Source organism: Nocardia mexicana NBRC 108244 (assembly GCF_001613165.1).
In the GTDB taxonomy this organism is placed as follows: domain Bacteria; phylum Actinomycetota; class Actinomycetes; order Mycobacteriales; family Mycobacteriaceae; genus Nocardia; species Nocardia mexicana.
Map to the genome: position 1 here is coordinate 1 of NZ_BDBV01000068.1, position 21,508 is coordinate 21,508.

General features: G+C 69.3%; 23 protein-coding genes. 11 read left to right on the forward strand and 12 right to left on the reverse strand.

Annotated elements, in window-relative coordinates; all coding sequences use genetic code 11:
• The 4 genes from NM1_RS26440 to NM1_RS26455 all read left to right on the forward strand — a co-directional run.
• Positions 1-789, forward strand: a 789-nt coding sequence (locus NM1_RS26440) for a L,D-transpeptidase (RefSeq protein ID WP_068025354.1), incomplete at its 5' end; no start/stop codon positions are given.
• 125 nt (positions 790-914) lie between these two features.
• Positions 915-1,844, forward strand: a complete 930-nt coding sequence (locus NM1_RS26445) for a carbohydrate ABC transporter permease (RefSeq protein WP_084520068.1) — start codon at positions 915-917, stop codon at positions 1,842-1,844.
• On the forward strand, positions 1,841-2,752 hold the full coding sequence (locus NM1_RS26450) for a carbohydrate ABC transporter permease (RefSeq protein WP_068025360.1): 912 nt from the start codon (positions 1,841-1,843) through the stop codon (positions 2,750-2,752). The genes NM1_RS26445 and NM1_RS26450 overlap by 4 nt, the downstream gene beginning before the upstream one ends.
• A gap of 138 nt (positions 2,753-2,890) precedes the next feature.
• Positions 2,891-3,511, forward strand: coding sequence for a maleylpyruvate isomerase family mycothiol-dependent enzyme (locus tag NM1_RS26455; RefSeq protein ID WP_174556918.1), 621 nt, complete (start codon positions 2,891-2,893; stop codon positions 3,509-3,511).
• Positions 3,512-3,526: 15 nt separating this feature from the next.
• On the opposite strand, the gene NM1_RS26460 is transcribed toward NM1_RS26455, so the two are convergent.
• On the reverse strand, positions 3,527-5,509 hold the full coding sequence (locus NM1_RS26460; RefSeq protein ID WP_373864067.1) for a M13 family metallopeptidase: 1,983 nt from the start codon (positions 5,507-5,509) through the stop codon (positions 3,527-3,529).
• 68 nt (positions 5,510-5,577) lie between these two features.
• Entirely contained in the window at positions 5,578-6,555 is a 978-nt protein-coding gene (locus tag NM1_RS26465; protein WP_246011470.1) for a LysR family transcriptional regulator, read from the reverse strand.
• A 112-nt stretch (positions 6,556-6,667) separates the two neighbouring features.
• On the opposite strand from NM1_RS26465, the gene NM1_RS26470 reads away from it, so the two are divergent.
• Positions 6,668-7,561 carry an NAD(P)H-binding protein gene (locus NM1_RS26470; RefSeq protein ID WP_068025371.1) on the forward strand — a complete coding sequence of 298 codons (894 nt, stop codon included), beginning with the start codon at positions 6,668-6,670 and terminating at the stop codon, positions 7,559-7,561.
• A gap of 65 nt (positions 7,562-7,626) precedes the next feature.
• A complete protein-coding gene (locus NM1_RS26475; RefSeq protein ID WP_068025406.1) occupies positions 7,627-7,992 on the forward strand; it encodes a darcynin family protein in 366 nt (121 codons plus the stop codon).
• Positions 7,993-7,996: 4 nt separating this feature from the next.
• On the opposite strand, the gene NM1_RS26480 is transcribed toward NM1_RS26475, so the two are convergent.
• Together NM1_RS26480 and NM1_RS26485 are read right to left on the reverse strand one after the other, a co-directional pair.
• Positions 7,997-8,380, reverse strand: a complete 384-nt coding sequence (locus tag NM1_RS26480; protein WP_068025409.1) for a DUF397 domain-containing protein — start codon at positions 8,378-8,380, stop codon at positions 7,997-7,999.
• Positions 8,381-8,390: 10 nt separating this feature from the next.
• Positions 8,391-9,242, reverse strand: coding sequence for a helix-turn-helix domain-containing protein (locus NM1_RS26485; RefSeq protein ID WP_068025375.1), 852 nt, complete (start codon positions 9,240-9,242; stop codon positions 8,391-8,393).
• Positions 9,243-9,319: 77 nt separating this feature from the next.
• Between NM1_RS26485 and NM1_RS26490 the strand changes: the two genes are divergently transcribed.
• Positions 9,320-9,796 (forward strand): hypothetical protein, encoded by a 477-nt coding sequence (locus tag NM1_RS26490; protein ID WP_068025377.1) that lies wholly within the window; start codon positions 9,320-9,322, stop codon positions 9,794-9,796.
• Here NM1_RS26490 and NM1_RS26495 read toward each other — a convergent pair.
• Entirely contained in the window at positions 9,774-10,301 is a 528-nt protein-coding gene (locus NM1_RS26495; RefSeq protein WP_068025380.1) for a DUF4190 domain-containing protein, read from the reverse strand. The two genes, NM1_RS26490 and NM1_RS26495, sit on opposite strands and share 23 nt — an antisense overlap.
• 55 nt (positions 10,302-10,356) lie before the next feature.
• Positions 10,357-11,148 carry a pirin family protein gene (locus NM1_RS26500; RefSeq protein ID WP_114699669.1) on the reverse strand — a complete coding sequence of 264 codons (792 nt, stop codon included), beginning with the start codon at positions 11,146-11,148 and terminating at the stop codon, positions 10,357-10,359.
• Positions 11,149-11,412: 264 nt separating this feature from the next.
• Here NM1_RS26500 and NM1_RS26510 point away from each other — a divergent pair, with 264 nt between their 5' ends.
• Positions 11,413-11,883 (forward strand): NUDIX hydrolase, encoded by a 471-nt coding sequence (locus NM1_RS26510; protein WP_068025385.1) that lies wholly within the window; start codon positions 11,413-11,415, stop codon positions 11,881-11,883.
• A 2-nt stretch (positions 11,884-11,885) separates the two neighbouring features.
• A complete protein-coding gene (locus NM1_RS26515; RefSeq protein ID WP_068025388.1) occupies positions 11,886-13,274 on the forward strand; it encodes an MFS transporter in 1,389 nt (462 codons plus the stop codon).
• Here the strand turns inward: NM1_RS26515 and NM1_RS26520 are convergent.
• Complete coding sequence (locus NM1_RS26520) at positions 13,264-13,545, reverse strand: hypothetical protein (RefSeq protein WP_068025391.1); 282 nt, start codon at positions 13,543-13,545, stop codon at positions 13,264-13,266. The two genes, NM1_RS26515 and NM1_RS26520, sit on opposite strands and share 11 nt — an antisense overlap.
• Positions 13,546-13,795: 250 nt before the next feature.
• Here NM1_RS26520 and NM1_RS26525 point away from each other — a divergent pair, with 250 nt between their 5' ends.
• Entirely contained in the window at positions 13,796-15,427 is a 1,632-nt protein-coding gene (locus tag NM1_RS26525; protein WP_084520069.1) for a glycoside hydrolase family 183 protein, read from the forward strand.
• 9 nt (positions 15,428-15,436) lie between these two features.
• On the opposite strand, the gene NM1_RS43605 is transcribed toward NM1_RS26525, so the two are convergent.
• The 4 genes from NM1_RS43605 to NM1_RS26545 form a co-directional block, all read right to left on the reverse strand.
• Positions 15,437-16,768 carry a sulfate/molybdate ABC transporter ATP-binding protein gene (locus tag NM1_RS43605; protein WP_084520070.1) on the reverse strand — a complete coding sequence of 444 codons (1,332 nt, stop codon included), beginning with the start codon at positions 16,766-16,768 and terminating at the stop codon, positions 15,437-15,439.
• Complete coding sequence (locus NM1_RS26535; RefSeq protein ID WP_246011471.1) at positions 16,765-17,592, reverse strand: ABC transporter permease; 828 nt, start codon at positions 17,590-17,592, stop codon at positions 16,765-16,767. Before NM1_RS26535 ends, NM1_RS43605 begins: the two co-directional genes overlap by 4 nt.
• A gap of 128 nt (positions 17,593-17,720) precedes the next feature.
• A complete protein-coding gene (modA, locus tag NM1_RS26540) occupies positions 17,721-18,497 on the reverse strand; it encodes a molybdate ABC transporter substrate-binding protein (protein WP_068025396.1) in 777 nt (258 codons plus the stop codon).
• Positions 18,494-18,889 (reverse strand): TOBE domain-containing protein, encoded by a 396-nt coding sequence (locus tag NM1_RS26545; RefSeq protein ID WP_068025400.1) that lies wholly within the window; start codon positions 18,887-18,889, stop codon positions 18,494-18,496. The genes modA and NM1_RS26545 overlap by 4 nt, the downstream gene beginning before the upstream one ends.
• A gap of 139 nt (positions 18,890-19,028) precedes the next feature.
• On the opposite strand from NM1_RS26545, the gene NM1_RS26550 reads away from it, so the two are divergent.
• Positions 19,029-19,847 carry a hypothetical protein gene (locus NM1_RS26550; RefSeq protein ID WP_068025403.1) on the forward strand — a complete coding sequence of 273 codons (819 nt, stop codon included), beginning with the start codon at positions 19,029-19,031 and terminating at the stop codon, positions 19,845-19,847.
• A gap of 18 nt (positions 19,848-19,865) precedes the next feature.
• On the opposite strand, the gene NM1_RS26555 is transcribed toward NM1_RS26550, so the two are convergent.
• The gene (locus NM1_RS26555; RefSeq protein WP_068025418.1) at positions 19,866-21,314 is read right to left on the reverse strand and encodes a CCA tRNA nucleotidyltransferase; all 1,449 of its coding nucleotides are present in this window, start codon (positions 21,312-21,314) and stop codon (positions 19,866-19,868) included.
• Positions 21,315-21,508: the final 194 nt, after the last annotated feature.

Sequence of the window (21,508 nt, forward strand, 5' to 3'; positions counted from 1 at the left end):
GGCCCCGAGGTCGGCGCGCCGGCCGCGGTACCGCAACCGCAGCCCGAGCCGGGCGCCGCGCCGCTGAAGAATCCGCCGGCGCTGCCGCCGGCCAATTTCGCGGCCCCCAACATCGGCCCCGGCGACGGCGAGGTCGTCGGCGTGGCCCAGCCGATCATCGTGAACTTCAAGGAGCCGGTCGGCGACCACGCCGCCGCCGAGAAGGCCATCCGGATCACCTCCAGCAACCCGACGCAGGGCCACTTCTACTGGCTCGGCGACAAGCAGGTGCGCTGGCGGCCGGAGAACTTCTGGCCCGCCAACTCGGATATCACCGTCGAGGCGGGCGGCACCAAGGTGGCGTACAAGGTCGGCGACGAGGTCGTCGCCACCGCCGACGACACCACCCACACGATCACCGTCACCCGCAACGGCGAGGTGATCCGGGAGATGCCCACCTCGATGGGCAAGCCCAAGCACGAGACGCCGAACGGCACCTACTACGTCGGCGAGAAGAACCGGAAGATGATCATGGACTCCTCCACCTACGGGGTCCCGACCACCGATCCGGAGGGTTACAAGCTCGAGGTCGAGTACGCCACCCGCCTGTCCAACAGCGGCATCTTCGTGCACTCCGCCCCGTGGTCGGTTGCGCAGCAGGGTGTTTCGAACAGCAGCCACGGCTGCCTGAACGTCAGCCCCGCGGACGCGCAGTGGTTCTTCGAGAATGCGCAGAAGGGCGACCCGGTCGTCGTGCAGAACTCCAAGGGCGACTTCAGCGCCAGCGACGGCATGGGCGACTGGAACTGACGTAGCGACGACCCTGTGGCCCCGGGCGAACTGCCCGGGGCCACAGGCGTATTGCGCACCGACAGTTCAGTGACTGGGCATCCGCAGTTAACCGATCGGTTGCCCGTGGCAGTCAAGCTGCGGCCGTGCGATCTCGGCCCGAACGAGTGCTGCCCCGGCCGCGCGGCCGTGGCGTGCGGGGTCGGCCCTGGACCGACCACGCGCTGTTCGTGGTGCTGCTGGCGCCGAATCTGGCGCTGCTCGGGCTGTTCGCCTATCGGCCGCTGGCCGACACCGTCCGGCTGTCGTTCACCGACCGGAGCCTGGCCGATCCGGCCGCCGCCTACATCGGTTTCGCGAACTATCGGGAGTGGTTGGGGCGCGGCGACTCCTGGCAGGTCGTCACCAACACGGTCGTCTTCACCGTTGCCGCCGTGGTCGGCAGCATGGTGCTGGGGTTGGCCCTGGCGCTGCTGCTGAACCGGAAGTTGTTCGGCCGCAACGCCGTCCGGGCGGTGGTGTTCGCGCCGTTCGTGATCTCCGGCGCCGCCGTCGGGGTGGCGTTCCAGTTCCTCTTCGACCCCGGCTTCGGCCTCGCGCAGGATCTGCTGCTTCGCGTCGGCCTGACGAATGTGCCGGACTTCTACCAGAATTCGCACTGGGCGCTGTTCATGGTGACGGTCACCTACATCTGGAAGAACCTCGGCTTCACCTTCGTCATCTATCTGGCCGCGCTGCAAGGGATTCGGCGCGAGCTGCTGGAGGCCGCCGCGATCGACGGTGCCGGGCGCCGGGCCACGTTCACCCGGGTGGTGCTGCCGCAGTTGCGGCCGACCACGCTGTTCCTCTCGATCACCGTCATGCTGAACTCGCTGCAGCTGTTCGACATCATCAATGTGATGACCCGCGGCGGGCCGCTGGGCACCGGCACCACCACGATGGTCTACCAGGTCTATCTGGAATCCTTCCGCAACTCCCGGGCGGGTTACGGCGCGACGGTGGCCACCGTTCTGTTCGTGGTGCTGCTGATCGCGGCGCTGATCCAGGTCCGCGCCATGGATCGAGGTGCACGATGAGCGCGATCGTCGCTGCGGCGCAACGGGATTCCGGTATCGAGCAGGCCCAGCGCGCCGCCGCCACATACAGGCGAAAGCAGCGCGCGGCGACCTTGGTCGGCTATGCGGCAATGGTGTGCGTGCTGATTCTCGTCGGGGTGCCGCTGCTCTGGGTCCTCGCCACTTCCCTCGAGACGCGACCGGACATCTATACCCAACCGGCGGTGTGGTGGCCGCGCGATCTGCATCCGGCCAACTACACGGAGGCGACCACGACGCAGCCGTTCTGGACATTCCTGCGGAACTCGCTGATCGTCACGGCAACCGTCGCCGCGGTGAAATTCGCGCTCGGCATCCTCGGCGCCTATGGGCTGGTGTTCCTCCGCTTTCCGGGCAAGGACGTCGTCTTCCTGGCGATCGTCGCCGCGCTGCTGGTGCCCAACCAGATCACGGTGATCTCCAACTACACGCTGATCGAACAGCTCGGCTGGCGAAATACCTTCCAGGGCATCATCATTCCGCTGTGCGGCGTCGCCTTCGGCACCTTCCTGATGCGCAATCACTTCCTGTCGCTCCCCGAGGAGGTGATCGATGCGGCGCGGATCGACGGTGCGGGCCGATGGCAGTTGCTCACCCGGGTGGTGCTCCCGATGTCGGGACCGGCGATGGCGGCCTTCGCGGTGGTCACGCTCGTCAACGAGTGGAACGAATATCTGTGGCCGTTCCTGATGGCCGACGACGCCCGGGTCGCCACCCTGCCGATCGGCCTGACCCAGCTGCAGCACAGCGAGAACCCGTCCTTCACCAACTGGGGCCCGGTGATGGCGGGCACGGTACTCACCATGCTGCCGATGCTGGTGATCTTCCTGATCCTGCAGCGTCACATGATCAAGAGCCTCACCGCGGGTGTCCGCATACCGACCGATTAATTCGCACGGGCCGGAGCGTCTCTACCGGAGAACGACGAACCGCGACGCCGTATCGCGGTCCCGGATCGGACCTGCCGACCTGCTCGAAACGGAGGTATATCGGTGTCGGATGTAGTGCCCCGCCAGGATCTCTGGACCATGGCGCACGCCGAACGCGCCGCGCTGGCCGACGACCTCGCCGACCTGCACGCGGGACAGTGGGCGCTGCCGTCGCTGTGCGGGGAGTGGGTCGTCGAGGAGGTCGTCGCCCATCTCACCGCCGCGGCGAGCATCGGCCGACTGCGATGGCTGGCCAGTGTCCTGGGTGCCCGATTCGACTTCGACCTGCACAACAGCCGACGCCTCGCCGAGCACCGCGGCGCCACGCCGGCGGAAACCCTCGAGCGGTTCCGGGCGATCGTCACGAGCACCACGGCGGCCTCGGGGCATACCGCGGCCTGGCTCGGCGAGGTCATCGTCCACGCCCAGGACATTCGGCGTCCCCTCGGCCTGCCGCGCACACCGTCGGTCGCGGCGGTCACCGAGGTGGCCCGGTTCTTCGCCGCCCGAGACTTCACCGTGTCCAGCCGCAGCATGATCGAGGGGCTGCGGCTCGAGGCGACCGACGGCCCCTTCTCGACCGGAACCGGGCCGTCGGTGCACGGCACGACGATCGCGCTGACCATGGCGATGGCGGGCAGGCTCGCCTACTGCGACGACCTCACGGGTCCGGGCGTGCCCACTTTGCGCACGCGGTGCGCACCGCACGATGCCGCCTGACAGCGGCGGCCGGAGCTACCAGATCCGCACGCGCTCTGTCGGATCCAGGTAGAGGGCATCGCCCTCGGTCACCTCGAACGCCTCGTGGAAGCCGTCCAGATTTCGGACCACGCCGTTGCAGCGGAACTCCGGCGGCGAGTGCGGGTCGACCGCCAGGCGGCGAATCGCCTCTTCCTTGCGGGACTTGGCGCGCCACACCTGCGCCCACCCGAAGAACACCCGCTGCAGGCCGGTGAGCCCGTCGATGGCCGGGGGCTCGGCGCCTTCCAGCGCGATCTTGTAGGCCTGCAGGGCAATCGAGAGACCACCTAGGTCGCCGATGTTCTCGCCGATCGTGAATTCGCCGTTCACCGTGTGGTTGTCGGGCAGGTCGGCGGGCGAGAACTGGTTGTACTGATCGATCAGCGCCTTGGTCCGCTTGCCGAATTCGGCGCGGTCGGCGTCGGTCCACCAGTCGACCATGTTGCCGTCACCGTCGTACTTGCTGCCCTGGTCGTCGAAGCCGTGGCCGATCTCGTGCCCGATCACCGCGCCGATACCGCCGTAGTTGGCGGCGTCGTCGGCGTTCATGTCGAAGAACGGCGGCTGCAGGATCGCCGCGGGGAACACGATCTCGTTCATGCCCGGGTTGTAGTAGGCGTTCACCGTCTGCGGCGTCATGAACCACTCGTCGCGGTCGACCGGGCCACCGAGCTTGTTCAGGTCGCGGTCGTGCTCGGCGGCGTATCCGCTGCGGTAGTTGCCGACCAGGTCGGCCGGGTCGACCCGCACGGCCGAGTAGTCGCGCCAGCGGTCCGGGTAACCGATCTTCGGAGTGAACTTCTCCAGCTTCGCCAGCGCGGCCTGCCGGGTATCGGGCCCCATCCAGTCCAGTTCGGCGATATTGCGGCGGTACGCCTCGGTCAGGTTGGCCACCAGCTGCTGCATGCGCTGCTTTGCCTCGGGCGGGAAGTGTTGCGCCACATACAGTTTCCCGACGGCCTCGCCGAGCAGATCCTGGACCAGCGACACACCGCGCTTCCAGCGCTCGCGGTTCTCCTGGGTACCCGACAGCGTGCGGCCGTAGAAATCGAAGTTCTCCTCGACCACGGCGGCGGTCAGGTAGGCCGCGCGCGACCGCAGCACCCGCCAGGTCGCCCACGCCTGCCAATCCTCCAGCGACTCCGACGCCCACAGCTGAGCGAAGGTGCGCAGGTAATCCGGCTGGCGCACAACGATTTCGGCGAACAGCTCCGGGCCGGGCCGATCCACTTCCGCGGCCGTCGCCGAAGACCAAGCGGCCCAGTCGAATTCCGGATTCTCGGCGGCCAGTGCGTCGAAAGTGGTGAGGTTGTAGCTCAATTCGGCGTCGCGGCGGCGCACCACATCCCAGTGCCCGGCCGCCAGTTTGCGCTCCAGTTCGAACACCCGCTCGGGGTCGTATTCGATCCCGGCGAGGGCGAACATGCGCCCGATGTGCTCGACATACTTCGTGCGGATCTCCGCGTAATCGTCGCCGCGGTAGTAGGACTCGTCGGGCAGGCCGATGCCGGACTGGGTGAGCTGCACCAGATAGCGCTGCGAGTTCTTGTCGTCGGTGTCGACGAAGAACGCCACCGCGCCGCCGACGCCGACGCGCTGCAGCCGTCCCAGCAGCGCCGCGAACTCGGCGCGGTCGGCGACGCCGCGGACGGCGGCCAGTTCGTCGGCGATCGGGGTCAGGCCCGCGGCCTCCACGGCGGCCTCGTCCATGAAGCTGTTGAAAAGGTCCCCGATCTTGCGCTCTTCGCTGCCGGGCGCGGCGTCGGAGGCGGCGGCATCCTGGATGATCCGCTGAACGTCGAGTTCCGCCTGGTCGTACAGCGTCCGGAAGGCCCCGTCGACCGCGCGGTCGGCCGGAATCTCGGAGGTCTCCAGCCACTTCCCGTTGACGTGCGCGAACAGGTCGTCCTGCACCCGCACAGCGTCGTCGCGATAGGTCAGATCGATACCGGAGGGAGTCGTCACGTCGGAAGTCACGATCTCCAGTATGCCGACGCGCGCCAGTGCTGACCCGTCGTCCCGGCAGGCATCCCGCCCGAGAGCCGTCAGAGGTCCCGATCTAACTCCTTCCCGTCTCCCACCCGAGAGCCCTCACCCGTCGCGCGAAGGGCCCGGCGGACGGCGCCGCGGAGCCAGCGGTGGGCCCCGTCGGCCGTGTGCCGGGGGTGCCAGGCCATGCCGATGGTCAGTGTGGGCAGTGGCAGGGGGATGTCGAGGAGGCGGAGTCCGAGCCTGGTCGCGTCGTCGGTGAGCGGCGACGGTGCGGCGCCGGGGAGCGCGGCCGGTACCAGGCAGACGAAGTCGCTGCGCGCGGCGAGGGTCATGGCGGCCAGGTGGCTGGGGAGGACGACGCCGACCCGCCGTCGCAGATCCTGTGCTGCCAGCGCGGCGTCGATCGGACCGGTGAATCGGCCGCGGCGGCTCACCGCGACGTGTCGCGCGGCCGCGAACCGGGCCGGGGTCACAGGTTCTTCGGTGAGGTGGTGCCCGGACCGGACGGCCGCCACCATGCGCAGGCTGACCAGTTCTTCGACCTGGGTTTCGGGGTCCACGTGGTCGATGGCTCCGATCTCCAGATCGATCCGGCCGTCGCGGAGCGCCGATCCGGCCTCCAGTTCTTCGGCGCGGAGGCGGAACGACACGCCCGGCGCCTCCCGCTGCGCCAAGTCCAGCAGTCGCGGGGTCAGCGCCGCGCCGACCAGGTCGGCGGCCTGGAGGGTGAAGGTGCTGTTCAGGGCGGCGGGGTCGACGCCCGCGCCGGGGCTGAGCAGCGCTCCGAGGCTGCGCACCACTGCGGCGGCCTCCTCGCGCAGGGCCTGGGCGCGCGGCGTGGGGACCATGGTCTGCCCGGCCCGGACCAGCAGCGGGTCCTGGAGGATGCGGCGCAGGCGGGCGAGCGTGCGGCTCATGGCGGCGGGCGACGTGTGGAGGCGGGCGGCGGCGCGGGTGACGCTGTTCTCGGTCAGGAGGGCGTCCAGCGCAATGGCGAGATTGGCGTCGATGACCGGGTCGTGCCTGTTCACCAGCATTATTCCATTTCAGTCAATTATTCAGTGCTGAAATTCCCATTGTGGCAATACTTGGTTCTCCGCAGGATGACGGGTGTACCGATCCACACCGACCTGCGAGGGATTCATGATCGTTATTACCGCTCCCACCGGGAACATCGGCCGCCCCCTGCTCGCCAGGCTCCTGGAGGCCGCCCCCGCCGCAGGGGAGGAACTGCGGGTGATCGTGCGCGACCCCGCGCGGCTCTCGGACGCCGCGCGCGGAGGCGTCGACGTGATCACCGGTTCGCACGAGGACGCCGAGGTTCTCGACCGGGCCTTCGAGGGTGCCGACGCCGTCTTCTGGCTCGTCCCCCCGGACAGCTCCCGGACGCCGCGGGACGGCTGGAGCGGCTTCACCGGCCCGGCCGCGAAGGCGTTCGCCGCCCACGGCGTCGGCCATGTCGTCGGCGTCTCCGCACTCGGCCGCGGCACCCCGGTCGCCGACCGCGCGGGCCTGGTCACCGCCTCGCTCGCCATGGACGACCTCATCGCGAGCACCGGCGTCGCCTACCGAGCCCTGGCCAACCCGTCCTTCTTCGAGAACCTCCTGGAGGAGGCCGACTCGATCCGCGACAGGGGCGTATTCACCGACGTCGTCGACGCCGACCGCAAGGCGCCCCTCGTCGCGGTCGCCGATATCGCGGCCGCCGCCGCCCGCCTGCTGCTGGACCGCTCGTGGACCGGCGTCGACAGCGTCCCGGTCCTCGGGCCGGAGGACCTGTCGCCCGACGACTGCGCCCGCATCATCACCGAACAGCTCGGCCGCCCGGTCCGATACGAGCGCCAGACGTTCGACGAGCTGTACACCACCCTCGTCGGATACGGCCTCGACGAGGAGTTCGCTCAGGGTGTCGTCGATATGAAGCGGGCCAAGGACCAGGGCCTCGACGCCGGAGCCGCCCGCACCCCGGATACCGCGTCCCCCACGGGTTTCGAGCAGTGGTGCGCCGAGACCCTCGTGCCCGCCATCCATTCCTGAGACCCACCACACCGAAATCCCCTGGTGCCCAACGCACCAGGATCCCCTACGCCTTGGAGGCCCTGATGTCCACTGAGACAACCGAATCGCCCGTCACCGCGTTCATGCTCGTCAAGACCACGCCCGAATGGCTGGCCCTGACCATCCCGGAACGCGTGCACGCCTTCACCACTCAGATCCGGTCCGCCATCGAGGCCAAGACCACCGGCGTGCGGTCACGCTTCTACGACACCGAGTTCTACTCCGCACGCGTCACCGATATCTGGGTTTGGGAGGCCGAGGACCACCACGCCTACCAGCTCCTGGTCGAGGCACTGCGCGAAACCCCTTTCTGGGACCGCTATTTCGAGGTCGTCGAACTCCTCGTCGGCACCGAGAACGGCTACGCCCGAAACTACGGCCTCGAGCCCTTCGCCACCATCAGCACGTGAGGGCCTACGCGGGCACCGCGATTCGGTCGAACTCCCCGTCGCGCACCCCGGCGACGAATGCGTCCCATTCGCCCCGGGTGTAGTCGAGGGCGGTATCGCCGCAGCGCAGTGTGGTGCCGTCGGCATGCGGAGCGGGCGCCGCGACAAGCACCTCCGTCGCAGCGTCTCGCCCGCGCACAGCGTCCAGGAAGGTCATCCATTCGCTCGCGGTGACGGTGATGACGGGCTCGTCCTCGCGGCGGTGAGCCGGATCGCGCCGGAACTTGCTGTCTCGGATGAGCACCGCGCCACCGTCGAACCGGACCTCGACACACTGATTCCCGTTGTTGGTGCGGGTCGACGTGAACCAGCCGGTGGTCTCCGGCCGGTACCTGGCGGTGGTAGACATGCGCAGGATTTTACACGCGCGCATGCTTTCTGATCAGCGCCAATGATTCAGTGCGACTGAGGGATTGGTCCAGCGCGCGCACGTAGGCGAACGCCAGATCGCGTACCTGCTCCGGGTTGTCGACGGCGCCGCCGAACACCGCGCTCTCCGCCCAGGCGAAGGTCGGCAGGCTCTCACCCGCGAAGTCGAGCAGGTGGAAGCTGGAACCGCCGAGGACCGCGCCCGCCGGGGCGCTGAACGGGATCACCCGCATCTCCACGGAGTCGAGTTCCTCGAGCACATCCGTCAGATACTCCAGCTGCCCCCGCAGTACCTTCGGCCCGCCGATCTGCTGCAGCAGCGTCGCCTCGCTCATCACCGCGGTCAGCTCCACCCGGTCGGGGCCGCGCAGCCGCTGCTGCCGCCGCATCCGCACGGCCACCAGCTGCTCGACCTGCACCGGCCGGATCATCACGTCGGCGCTGATCAGCGCGCGGGCGTAATCCTCGGTCTGCAGCAGGCCGGGCACCACCAGGCTGTCGTAGCTGCGGATACATTCCGCGCCGTATTCCATGCCGTAGTAGCGCTGCAGCTCCAGGCCGATCAGCGCCGACGACTTGGCCCACCAGCCGCGGTCCTTACTGGCCCCCAGCAGCGCCAACAACTCGCCGCGCTCCTCGTCGTTCACCTCCAGCAGGTCCAGCACGGGGCCGATCGTGTTGAGGGTGAGCACGCGCCGGCCCTTCTCGACGTGCGACCAGTTCGCCGGGGTGAACCCCACTCTCTTGGCGAACGTGGCCGAATCGAATCCGCGTTGTTCACGCAGTTCACGAAGGCGAAGGACCAATTCCCACCGGGCGACCGTAGGGGACAGGGGTGCCATGAGAGGTGATGGTACGCCGCGTGATTCGCGGGCGTGTGACTATTGTCATTTTGATTGCGCGGCGATACGGTCTGCCTATGAGCCAGGTGCCCCGCCCGGATCCGGCGGCCTACGCCACCACCCAGGAGGCCCTGGCCCGCTGCCGCCGATACCGCAAGGAATACGGGCTCTACGGCGTCGTCGAGCCGTCGCTCGGCCGGATCATGCTGGAGGTCGGCGCGATCGGCGCCCTCACCATGCCCACCGCGCTGGGCGGCCGCGTCCGCGACCACCTGTCGGCCGGGCAGCGGCGCGGCCCGATCATCGGCCACCCCCGATCCTCCCGCTGGACGTTCCTCACCGGGCCCACCGACGCGGCGATCGAGGACACGACCGTGCTGGCGGAACTGCTGCACCGCGACACCTCGCTCGCCCTGCCCGGGACCCGGATCGTGCTCCCGTCCCCGGCCGACGAACGCACCGGCTACCGGGTGTGGATCGACTCGCCCGAGGGCGACTTCCGCCCGGAACCGGGCGAGGTCATCGCGGCGCTCAGCGCGGCGGCTCGGGCGTGAGCGTAACGCTCAGCTTGTTCTCCAGCGTGTCCCGGAAGTTGTCCTCGCACTGCTGGATCTTGGCCTGGTCGTTACCGGCATCCCGGATGCAGTCCAGATAATCCTGGCCGCCGTGGTCGACGAAGAAGTTGTAGCCGACGATCGCCTCCACAACCGCACCCGCCAGCGCCAGCACACCCAGCACGATGCCCGCGATGGCCATGCCGAACCCGCCCGCGGTCCCGCGGCGCGCCTTCACCGCCGCGATGATGCCGAACAGCAGCGCGAACGGACCGAGGATCACCGCGCCGAAGAAGACGAGCAGCCCGAGCACCGCCAGAATGCCCAGCACCAGCGCGGTGATCGCCAGGCCCTTGCGCTTCGGCGACTCCTGCCAGTACTGCTCGCCCGGGTAGTTACCCGGCGGGGGCGGATAGTCGCCCGACGGCGGCGGGGGATATTGGCCGGGCGGGGGCTGATATTGCCCGGGCGGGGGGTACTGACCGGGCGGCGGGTACTCCGACATGCCTGTCCTCTCGTTCACCCGGGCCTGAAATGCCGGGTTCGGGCGCTCTGAAATGTTATTGCGCCCCGAGCCTCGCGTGCATCTCCCACACCAGAATCTCCGACGGCAACTTCGCGATCACCCGCTGACCGCCGCTGCGCGCCAGCCGCACCGCGTCACCCTCGTACAGCACCCCGACGCCCTCCAATTCGACCTCGCCGCGGGCGACGAACAGGTGCAGATACGGCGCCTCGGGGAGGTGGACCGTCGGCCCCTCGCCCGCCCCGGGCATGCGCGCGACATGCAGGGCGGAATGGCTGCTGTTGATGGCGATCGCGGTGCGGTCCCGGTAGCGCGGCAGACCCGCGGCGACCGTCACCAGCCCGCCGCCGGCCAGCTCGTCGTCGACCTCCAGCTGCTGGTAGCCGGGGGTCAGGCCCGGCTCGTCGGGCACGACCCACATCTGGACGAAGTGCACCGGCTCGGTCCGCTCGGCGGCGCCGCCCTGTTCCGGCGCCAGCCGCCACGCGTCGTTCTTCTCCGAGTGCAGAATTCCCGTGCCGGCGCTCATCCGCTGCGCCAGCCCCGGATAGATCACACCGCTGTGCCCGAGCGAATCCTGGTGTACCAGAGCGCCACTCAGGACCCAGGTGACAATCTCCATATCCCGATGGGGATGGGTATCGAAACCCTGATCCGGCGCGACAATATCCTCGTTATTAACCAGCAACAGGCCGTGGTGGGTGTTTTCGGGGTCATAGTGCTCGCCGAAAGAGAAAGAGTGCTTCGAATCCAGCCACGCCACACGGGTTTTCATGCGGTCGCCGCCGCGGTGTACGTCGATGTGTGGTGTCGTGAGTATGGACACCGTGGTCCTCCTCTCCGGCCGAGCACCGATCACCTTTCAGGGTAGGAGCACATCGCGAACCAGACCCTGAATTCCCAGTAAATTCTACCGTGCGGCAGCACCTGCCTCGGATGCTCGACGGCCGCCGCGACCACGGTAAGCTCCGGGGCGGCCGGGCGGACGACCGCAAATGTTCGGCGCTCGGCCCGGACCACCGGGCGCACCGCGTGAACGGGCACGACCGTATCATGGTGTGCCGCAACCCGAACCGGAGGTGAATCGCCGATGCGACCCGAGGCATTCGCGGGCATCGAGCGCGAACTCCGGGAGCAGGCCCGCACCGACGGCATCGAGGACTTCGTCGTCGGAGTAGCGGTGTTCCGGGAACGAAAACTGCTGGTGGTACGGCGTGTCGCCAACGATTGGCAGGGCGGTATGTACGAACTTCCCGGCGGTGGCGTGGAGTCCGGTGAATCGTTCGCCGACTGCGTGGCGCGGGAGCTGTACGAGGAGACGGGGTTACGACTGCGCCGCATCGTCGATGTGGTCGGCGGCTTCGACTACGCCACCCGGACCAAGGCGCGGGTGCGCAAGTACAGCTTCGTGGTGGAGGCGGAGCCGGGCGAGGTGTCGCTGGCGCCGGGCGAGCACGACGAATTCCGCTGGATCGATGAGCAATCGCTGGTGGGGCTGCCGATGGCGGCCGATATGCGAGAGACGGTCTACACCCTGGTGACCGCGAACAGCGGGCACTGAACATGACCGATCGTCCGGCCGCCGGTCGGCTCGAGGCCGTGCGCGCGGCGCTCGCCGCCATCGCCCGCAGTCCCGGCATGCTGCGACTGGCGCTGGTGCGCTTCGCCGGGCAGTTCGGCGACGGCATGTTCCAGGCGGCGCTGTCGGGCGCGATCCTGTTCAATCCCGAGCGAGCCACCGATCCCTTGGCCATCGCGGCCGGTTTCACCGTGCTGCTGCTGCCGTATTCGGTGATCGGCCCGTTCGCGGGGGCGCTGCTGGATCGCTGGGATCGCCGCGCGGTCCTGCTGGTGGCGAACCTGCTGCGCGGGGTGCTGATCGCGGTGACATCCATCGGCCTGCTGGCGGGGATCCCGGACACGCCGCTGCTGCTGTTGGCGCTGGCCGTGGTCGGGATCAGCCGTTTCGTATCGGCAGGGGTGGGGGCGGCGCTGCCACGCGTGCTCGAGCAGCGCTGGCTGGTCCCGATGAATTCGGTGCTCGCGACGGCGGCCTCGGGCTGCGCGGGGCTGGGCGCGGCCGCCGCCGTGACGATCATCGGCGGCATCGGCGCCGGGGACTTCGGCTCCGCGGTGGCAGTGGCCGCGAGCGCCTCCGGATCGGTGGTGGGCGCGCTCGCGGCCGCCGGTTTCCGCCGCCACCAGCTCGGACCGCAATGGCGCGAGTCCTCGACACCCGGGCTCGGGCAGCCGAATACGGGCGGTCCGGCCGTGGCGGTCGAGCAGAGTTCGGTGCACGCCGTGCTCACCGGCCTGCGCACCGGCGCGCGGGCGGTGTGGGAATCGCGCGAATGCACCACGGCGATGATCGGGATCGGGGTGCACCGGATCGTGTTCGGCGCCAACACATTGCTGATGGTGCTGGTGCTGCGGCGCTCACCGGCCGAGGGACTTTCGCTGAGCAGCGGGCTGATCGGGTTCGGGGTGGCGATCGCGGCCGCCGCCTCCGGCATGCTGGTCGCCGCGCTGGTCGCGCCCCTGCTGATCACACGGCTGGGCCGCCCGCGCACGGTGCTGGTGGGCCTGGCCACCGCGGTGGCGGTGCAGCTGACGCTGGTCACGCCGATCACCGTGGCCACCGGCGCGGCCGAGGGCCGGGCCCACCACCTGCTGCTGGCCGGTGCCTTCCTGTTGGGGCTGGCCGGTCAGACCATCAAGCTCACCGGCGACGCCACCCTGCAGATCGATATCGACGACGCCCGGCGCGGGCAGGTGTTCGCGCTGCAGGACACCGTCTTCAACATCACGTTCGTGCTGGCGATCGCGGTGGCGGCGCTGGTGATCCCGGACGACGGGCGGTCGCTGGGGGTGGTGCTGGGCGGGGCGGTGGTCTATGCGGCGGGGATAGCGGCCGTCGCGGTGAACTCCCGGCGGCACACCGTCATTCGCTGACCGGCCGGATCTCCTGATCCCAGACGCCCAGGCCGCCGGGGTCGGTGAAGTAGCCGTCGAGTACGCCGTCGTCGTCGAGGTCCAGGGCGGCGATCTCGGCGATGCCGTCGCCGTCCGAATCCCACAGCGCGTCGTCGGCCAGGCCGTCGCCGTCGAAATCGAGTGCCACCGCGTCGTACCCGCCGGTGCCGGACAGATCCAGGTCGGCCTGCGACGACCAGACGGTGCGGACGCCGTCGCCGGTGCCGAAGACGTACTCGATCTCGGTCATACCCCTTGGACGCGGCCGATCGTTCTCAGGTTCCCGCCGCGCCATGCTGCCATCGGGCAAATCGGTCGGTTAGATTGGACGGGCTGTGCTCGGCCCCAGCGACTGTGGTGGCCGACTGTGCGATGTCACCGCACCGCGAGCGGTACCGAGGAGAACAGAGTGAGCATGAGGTTGCTGGCGTTTCGTCCGGGTGAGCCGTCGCTCGCCGCACTCGACCTCACCCTCGGCGCTCGGTAACGGCGGCGTCGACGTGTCCTCTCGTCTCGAATACGGCTGGGTACCTGCGCTTTTCGCGGTGCTGGCGAGCGCGGTGACCATCGCGGCGCCGGCCGTCGCCGCGCCCGCGCCCTGGGCGCCGCCGCCGGTGAACGCCTGTGGTGAAACGGGATTCGACCCGTTGGCCCGCGAACCCGACCCGAAGGCGCCGCCGCCGCCCGTGCTGCCGCCGAACATCGACATTCCGATCCCGTACCCGGAGTTCGTCCCGGTCCCGGTTCCGGGGCCGCAACCCGACAACACCCGCATCGATTCCGTACCGCTGCCGCCGGATCCGTGCCAGAACCCGTGCCCGGACGTCCGGGACACCCCGAAACCCGAGCCTGCCCAGGAGCCCCCGGCCCCCGGCGATTCCGGGCAGGGATCGTCCGGATCGGGATCGTCGGGGTCGGGATCGTCCGGCTCGGGATCCGGTTCGAACTCCGGCTCCGGCAGCGGGTCCGGGGGATCGGGATCCGGACCGCTCAACCTGCCCACCATCCGGATCAAGCCCGAACCCGAACCGATTCCGATCCCGGTGCCCGGCGGCGAGCCGCCCGCACCGCAGACCCCGCCGCCGCCGGTCGTGCATCCGGCCGAGCCGGGACCGATCGTGGCGCCGGTGGCGCCCCGCCGGGTGGAATCGGTGGAGCTGGTGAACCAGGTGACCGGCCACGGCTCCAACAACCGCACCGATATGCGCTGGCAGGTCGACGGCACCGACCTGGGCATCATGTGGGAGACCAAGCCGGGCGAGGTGGCCGTGCTGTTCGGCGACACCTTCGGCAAGGGCTGGGTGCCCGGCGGGGCCGGTGGCGCGGGCCAGGACTGGCGCAGCAACGTGATGGGCTACAGCACCGAGCGCGACCTGTCCAAGGGGCTGGTCATCGACTCGATGGTGCAGGACAGCCGCTGCCACGCCGCCGAACTGCTGGACAGCCGCAAGGTCAAGAACTTCGAGACCACCGTCATCCCGACCTCCGGCTTCGCGCTCGGCGAGCGCCAGTACATGAGCTACATGTCGGTCAACCACTGGGATCGCATCCCCGGTATGTGGTGGACCAACAACGGCGGCCTGGCCTACTCCGACGACAACGGCCGCACCTGGGTCAAGGACCAGTACGCCAAGTGGGACAACATGTTCGGCCTGAACCGATTCCAGGTCACGACCATGGTTCCGCAGGGCGACTACGTCTACATGTTCGGCACGCCCAACGGCCGCATCGGCATCATCGGCCTCGCCCGGGTGCCCAAGGAGGACGTGCTGAACAAGGGCGCGTACCAGTACTGGGTGAACGGCACCTGGGCGCCGGCCGCCGAGAACGACGCCACCCCGGTGCTTCCCGGCATCGCGGGCGAGATCTCGGTGCGCTACGACGAGGCGACCGAACAGTGGCAGATGGTGTACCTGGATCCGGCCCGGCAGACCATCGTGCTGCGCACCGCGGCCGAGCCGCAGGGCATCTGGACCGACGGGGTGCCGCTGATCAACACCAACGACTACCCGAAGAGCTACGGCGGCTTCATCCACCCGTGGTCGACCGGACGGGACCTGTACTTCACCATCTCGGCCTGGGACAGCTACAACGTGTACCTCATGCACGCCAAGCTGGACGAGCCGCGCTGAGTCCGCCCGTCAGCAGGGATAGACCTGTACCTCCGTGGTTTTCACGGCGAAGTACACCTCGGCGCCGGGCGCCAGATCGAGTTCGGCGACCGAGGCGGGCGTCAGGTCCGCGACCGGCCCGGGTGTACCGCCGGGACCGTCGGCGGCATGCACTCGAACAATGCCGCCCCGGTCGGTGAGTTCCGCGATCCGCACCCGAAAGACGTTGCGGGGACTGCCGGTCGGATGGTCTCGATGCACGGCCACCGCGGCGGGGGAGAACACCGCGGCCGCGGCCGCGCCGGGCGACCAACCATCGCCGCGGCACCCGTGGACGATTTCGTCACCGCACCGCACCGCGCCCGTGAGCTGTCGGCCGTCGGGCCGGGCGGAGGCGGCGGACCCCAGGGCCGAACTCACCGGCCGAACCTCACGCGGCACCGTCTCGACCAGCACGGAGTCCGGTCCGGGGGGCAACTCGGATCCTGCGGACGGCACCGACCCGGCATCCGAATCCGCGTGCGGCCCAGCCACGTTCTGGCTGTGAGACACAGACTGCGCATGGACTCCGGTGCCGTTCTCATCCGCGACTGCGGTGCCGACCATCAGATTCACCCCGGCGATACGGGCCGCGAAAGCGCTTCGGGGGCGGGACAGTACGGCGGCGACCGGGCCCTGCTCGACGATCCGGCCCGACTCCAGGACCACGACGCGATCGGCCAGGGTGAGGGCATCGACGATATCGTGAGTGATCAGAATCGTGCTGGTGCGGACCGTTTTTCGAATGTCGGCGCGTAGTACCCGGCGCAGCAGCGAGCGCATGGCAGGGGCCGCGGTCACATCCAGGGCGGCCATCGGCTCGTCCAGCAGCACCACGCGCGGCTCGACCGCCAGCGCCCGCGCCAGCGCGACCCGCTGCGCCTGCCCGCCCGACAGCTCACCCGGCCTGCGCTCGCCCAGCTCGGCGGCATCGACCGCGGCCAGCCAGTCCCGGGCGACCTCGCGTGCCGCCCCCGGCCGCATTCCCCGGCTGCGCGGCCCGAACGCGACATTCGCCACCGCCGACAGATGCGGGAACAGCAGCGGATCCTGCGCGAGCAGCGAGACCTCCCGCCGATGCGGCGGCGCCGCAACACCTTTCGCGGTAACGGTGAGTTCCCGACCGTCCAGCCGAATCCACCCGTCGTCCGGCCGCACCAAACCCGCCACCGCCTCCAGCAGTGTCGACTTACCCGCGCCGTTCGGCCCCAGCACTGCCAGCACCTCGCCGGGCCCGACGCTCAGCTCCACCTCGAGCCCACGCTCGGCCACCCGAACCGAAACCTCCAGCCCGGCACTCGCTTCGGCCCGATGCGAAGTCATCGACCACTACCTCCACCGGATCCGCCCCAGCGCCACAAGCCGCCCGCCACTTCGCGCCCCTCGGCCACCCCGACGCGGCGGTAGGCGATGAGCACGATCAGCACGGCGATCAGCACCAGCAGGAGTGAAAGCGCCACCGCCGCATCCGGATCGGCCTCGCGCTGCAGGTAGATCTCCAGCGGCAGGGTGCGGGTGCGGCCCTGCAGGCTGCCCGCGAAGGTGAGCGTCGCCCCGAATTCGCCCAGGGCCCGGGCGAATGCCAGCACCGCGCCCGAGACGAGCGCGGGCCGCAGCAGCGGCACCGTGATTCGCCACCACACGGTGGCGGGCGCGGCCCCGAGGGTGGCGGCGATGCGCTCGTACCGGTCACCGGCGGTGCGCATCGCCCCCTCCAGGGTGATCACCAGGAACGGCAGCGCCACGAACGCCTGCGCCAGCACGACGGCGGTGGTGCTGAATGCGATCCGGATTCCGGCCGCCTCCAGATGCCTGCCGAGCATGCCGTACCGGCCGAACAGATACAGCAGCGCCAGACCGCCGACGACCGGCGGTAATACCAAGGGCAGCAATATCATTGCGCGTAACACCGGCAGGATGCGCCACCGCAGTCGAGCGAGTGCGACCGCCATCGGAACACCGAGCAGCACGCACAGTGCGGTGCTCAGCAGCGCGGTGCGCAGGCTCAGCGACAATGCCTCCCGCGACGCCGTCGAGGTCACCAGCTCGAAGAAGTTCGACCAGTCCACGGCCCCCGCCAGCGCCACCAGCGGCGCGGCCACGAAGGCGAACCCGAGCACGGCGGGCACCAGCAACCACCGCGGCACGGCGAGTCCCGGCCCCCGCAACAAGGCTCGGGCACCGCGCCGTACCGGGCCGGGCGCATCCGACGACGGGCGAGGCTTCCGCTCGGAACCCGTTTCCCGATCGGAAATCTGGCCGCCCGCAACCGCTCTCATGGCGCCCCGAAACCGGCCTTCTGCAGTGCCGCGCGGCCCTGCGGTCCCGTGACCAGCTCCTCGAATCCGTGCGCCAGGTCGGCATGCTTCGAATCCGCCACCGCGGCAATGGGATAGGTGTTGACCGCGCTCGCGGACTCGGGGAAGGCCACGGCCGTTACCCTGCTGCCCGCCCCGGCAGCGTCGGTCACGTACACCAGACCGGCGTCCGCCTCGCCGGAGGTCACCTTCGCCAGCACGTCCGTCACCGCGGATTCCTCGCTGACCGGGCTGAGCGACACCTGCGCCGCCGCGGTGACCTTCTTCGTCGCCGCGCCGCACGGCACCTGTGGCGCGCACACCACCGCGCGCACGCCCGGCTGTCTCAAATCGGCCAATGTCGCAATGTTTTTCGGATTTCCCGGCGGCGTGACGATGGTGAGCACATTCGTCGCGAAGGGTTGCGGCTGCTCACTGATCCGGCCGTCCTCGACCACCTTGTCCATATTCGCCGTATCCGCGGAGGCGAATACGTCGGCGGGTGCGCCCTGGTTCAGCTGCGCGGCCAGGTCCGACGAACCGGCAAAGGAGAGGGCCACCTTCGTATCCGGGTGCGCGGCCTCGAACTGCGCGCCGAGATCGGTGAAGACCTGTTTCAGCGAGGCCGCCGCGAAGACGGTCACGGTGGTCGTGCCGCTTCCGGAATCCGATGCCCCGCAGCCCGCCAGAGCCGCCGTCGATATTGCCGCCGCACAGAGCATTCCGGCCCGCCGGCCGCGCCTCCTCCTGGTCATTGCGGCGTCTCCACGACCACCGTGGTCGCCTTCACGCTCGCCACCGCCACGCTGCCCGGCTCCAGCCCGAGCGCCCGCACCGACTCGCTGCTCATCAGGGATACCACCGTGAACGGCCCGCATTGCATCTCCACCTGTGCCATCACCCCGTCGGCCACCACGCGGGTGACCAGTCCGGGTAACCGATTGCGTGCCGAACTGGCACTGCCCAGCCGGGTCTGCGGCGGCCGCGCGTGATCGACGGCGAAGGCCGCGAGCTCCCTGCCCTCGATCACCAGCCGCCCCGCGTCGTCCTTGTGCGCGCCGAGCGTGCCGGTGTCGATCCACCGGCGCACGGTGTCGTCGCTGACGCCGAGCAGTTCGGCGGCGTCTCGTATACGCAAGCTGGGCACGGCAGCAGCATATGTCCGCATTATCGGATGAAACAACGGGAAAACATCCGAATCCGCGGAGACGATCGGCCCTGTTTCCGGAGAAGTCACCAACGACACGCTGGTCTTGTCACTACCGGCCAGTACGCTCGAAGCAATCATGGCCACCTATTTCGACCCCAAGTCCTGGTCGCCGCTGCGAGCAGTCGACATCGGGAAACGCCTGCTGGACCCGGGCTGGCTGGATCAGTGGAGCACCTTCACCACCGCCTGGCTGGACCCGGTCGCCGATCTGGGCGCGGGCACCGTCACCGCGCTGATGCCCGACATGCTGATGACCCTGCTCAGCGAGGGCATCCTCAGCCAGTTCGGCGGCCAGGAGGTCAGCGCCACCCTGCTGGGCCACGAGATGAAGGCCACGCTGCGGACCCTGAAGGCCCGCCGCCGCGGCGCCCACTTCCAGACCAAGACGGTGCTGACCGAGTTGCTCTGGAACGGTCACCCGATCGAGGAGATGACCGTGATCGCGCACGGCGTCCGGCTGGTGCCCGGCGTGCCGACGAAGGTCCGCGCCACCAACCTCGACATCACCGGCACCGTGACCACCGCGGCCCTGGTCGGCTGGCTCAACGACTGGCATCTGGACTGGGAGCTCGGGGTCGATTCCGAGAGCGGGCTGATCACGGCCCGGCACCGGCGCCGCAAGATACGCGCCGTGGTGGACGCGGCGATCGGCGAGAATCTGCTCAGTATTGCCATGCACCGGGCCAGCTGGCTCGGGGTCCGGGTGCCCCGGCGGTGGGTCCGGGTCGCCCCGGTACCGCTGACCGAGCTTCCGAAGAACCTCCGCATCGTGCGCGCCGACCGCGAGGGCGACCGGGTGCGGTTCCGCATCGATATCCCCGAGATCACGGGCTCCTTCGACCTGGCTCAGATTCGCTCGGCCATCGTGGCCGGGACCACGCTGATCATCTTCTGACGCCGTGTCGCGAAAGGCCTAGGGAGCGCCCGCGTTCCACCATTCCAGCAGCGCCGCCTCGGCCTCGTCCCGCGACATCGGCCCGCGGTCCAGGCGCAGTTCCTTCAGATAGCGCCACGCGCGCCCCACCTGCGGCCCCGGCTCCAGGCCCAGCAGCTCCATGATCGAGTTGCCGTCCAGGTCGGGCCGCACGCGGTCCAGATCCTCCTGCTGTTGCAGGCGCTCGATGCGGGTTTCCAGGTCGTCGTAGGTGGCCTGCAACTGGGCGGCGCGGCGCTTGTTGCGCGTGGTGCAGTCGGCACGGACCAGCTTGTGCAGCCGCGGCAGCAGCTCGGCGGCGTCGGCGACGTAGCGCCGCACCGCCGAATCGGTCCACTGCCCCTTGCCGTAGCCGTGGAAGCGCAGGTGCAGGTACACCAGCCGGGCCACATCCTCGGTGAACTGCTTGGGGTACTTCAGCGCGCGCATCCGCCGGCGCACCATCTTGGCGCCCACCACCTCGTGGTGGTGGAAGCTCACCCCGCCGCCGGGCTCGTTGCGCTTGGTCGGCGGCTTGCCGATGTCGTGCAGCAGGGCCGCCCAGCGCAGCACCAGGTCGGGGTCGCCCTCCTCCTGATCGATGGCCTGCCGCAGCACCGTCAGCGAATGCTGGTAGACGTCCTTGTGCTGGTGATGCTCGTCGATCTCGAGCCGCATCGCCGGCACCTCCGGCAGCACCCGCTCGGCCAGGCCGGTCTCGCACATGACATCGATGCCGTCGGTGGGATGCTCTCCGGCGATCAGTTTGTCCAGCTCGGCACGGACCCGCTCGGCGGTGATCCGGTCGATCTCGTCGGCCATGACGGCGATCGCCGCGCGCACCCGCGGCGCCAGATCGAAGCCGAGCTGCGCGACGAACCGGGCGGCACGCAGCATCCGCAGCGGATCGTCGTTGAACGAATCCTCCGGCGCCGCAGGCGTATCCAGCACACCGGCCAGCAGCGCGTCCATCCCGTTCAGCGGGTCGACGAACTCGAGCTCACCCGCGGCGCCGATACGCACCGCCATGGCGTTGACGGTGAAGTCGCGCCGGACCAGATCGCCGTCGAGGGTGTCGCCGAAGGTCACCTCCGGATTGCGCGAGACCCGGTCGTAGGCGTCGCTGCGGAAGGTGGTGATCTCGAGCTGCCAGCCCGCCTTCGACGCGCTCACCGTGCCGAACGCCAAACCCCCTGTGTCCCACAGATTGTCCGCCCACCCCCGCAGAATCTGCTGCACGACCTCCGGCCGCGCATCGGTGGTGAAGTCCAGATCGGTACCCAGCCGCCCCAGCACCGCATCCCGCACACTGCCGCCCACCAGGTACAACTGGTGCCCCCGCGCCGCGAACATCTCCCCGAGCGGCGTCAGCACATCCGACAGCCGCCCCACCGTGATCGCCGCCGCCGCAAGCAAACGAGTACGACGATCCTCACTCGGATCAGACAAGGCGACATCCTCGGACTTCGGCGAAACCACGGATACGCAGCTTAGTTGGTCCCCCAACACCACCCGACGCCGCGCCAACCCAGCCATTGCGAGCACCCCCGGCAATGCGACGCAGGAGCGAGCCGACCAGAAGCCGTCCCGAGCAGAGCATCTCCATACCTTGCCAACCCCACCCCGTTGCCAACCCCGGCCGC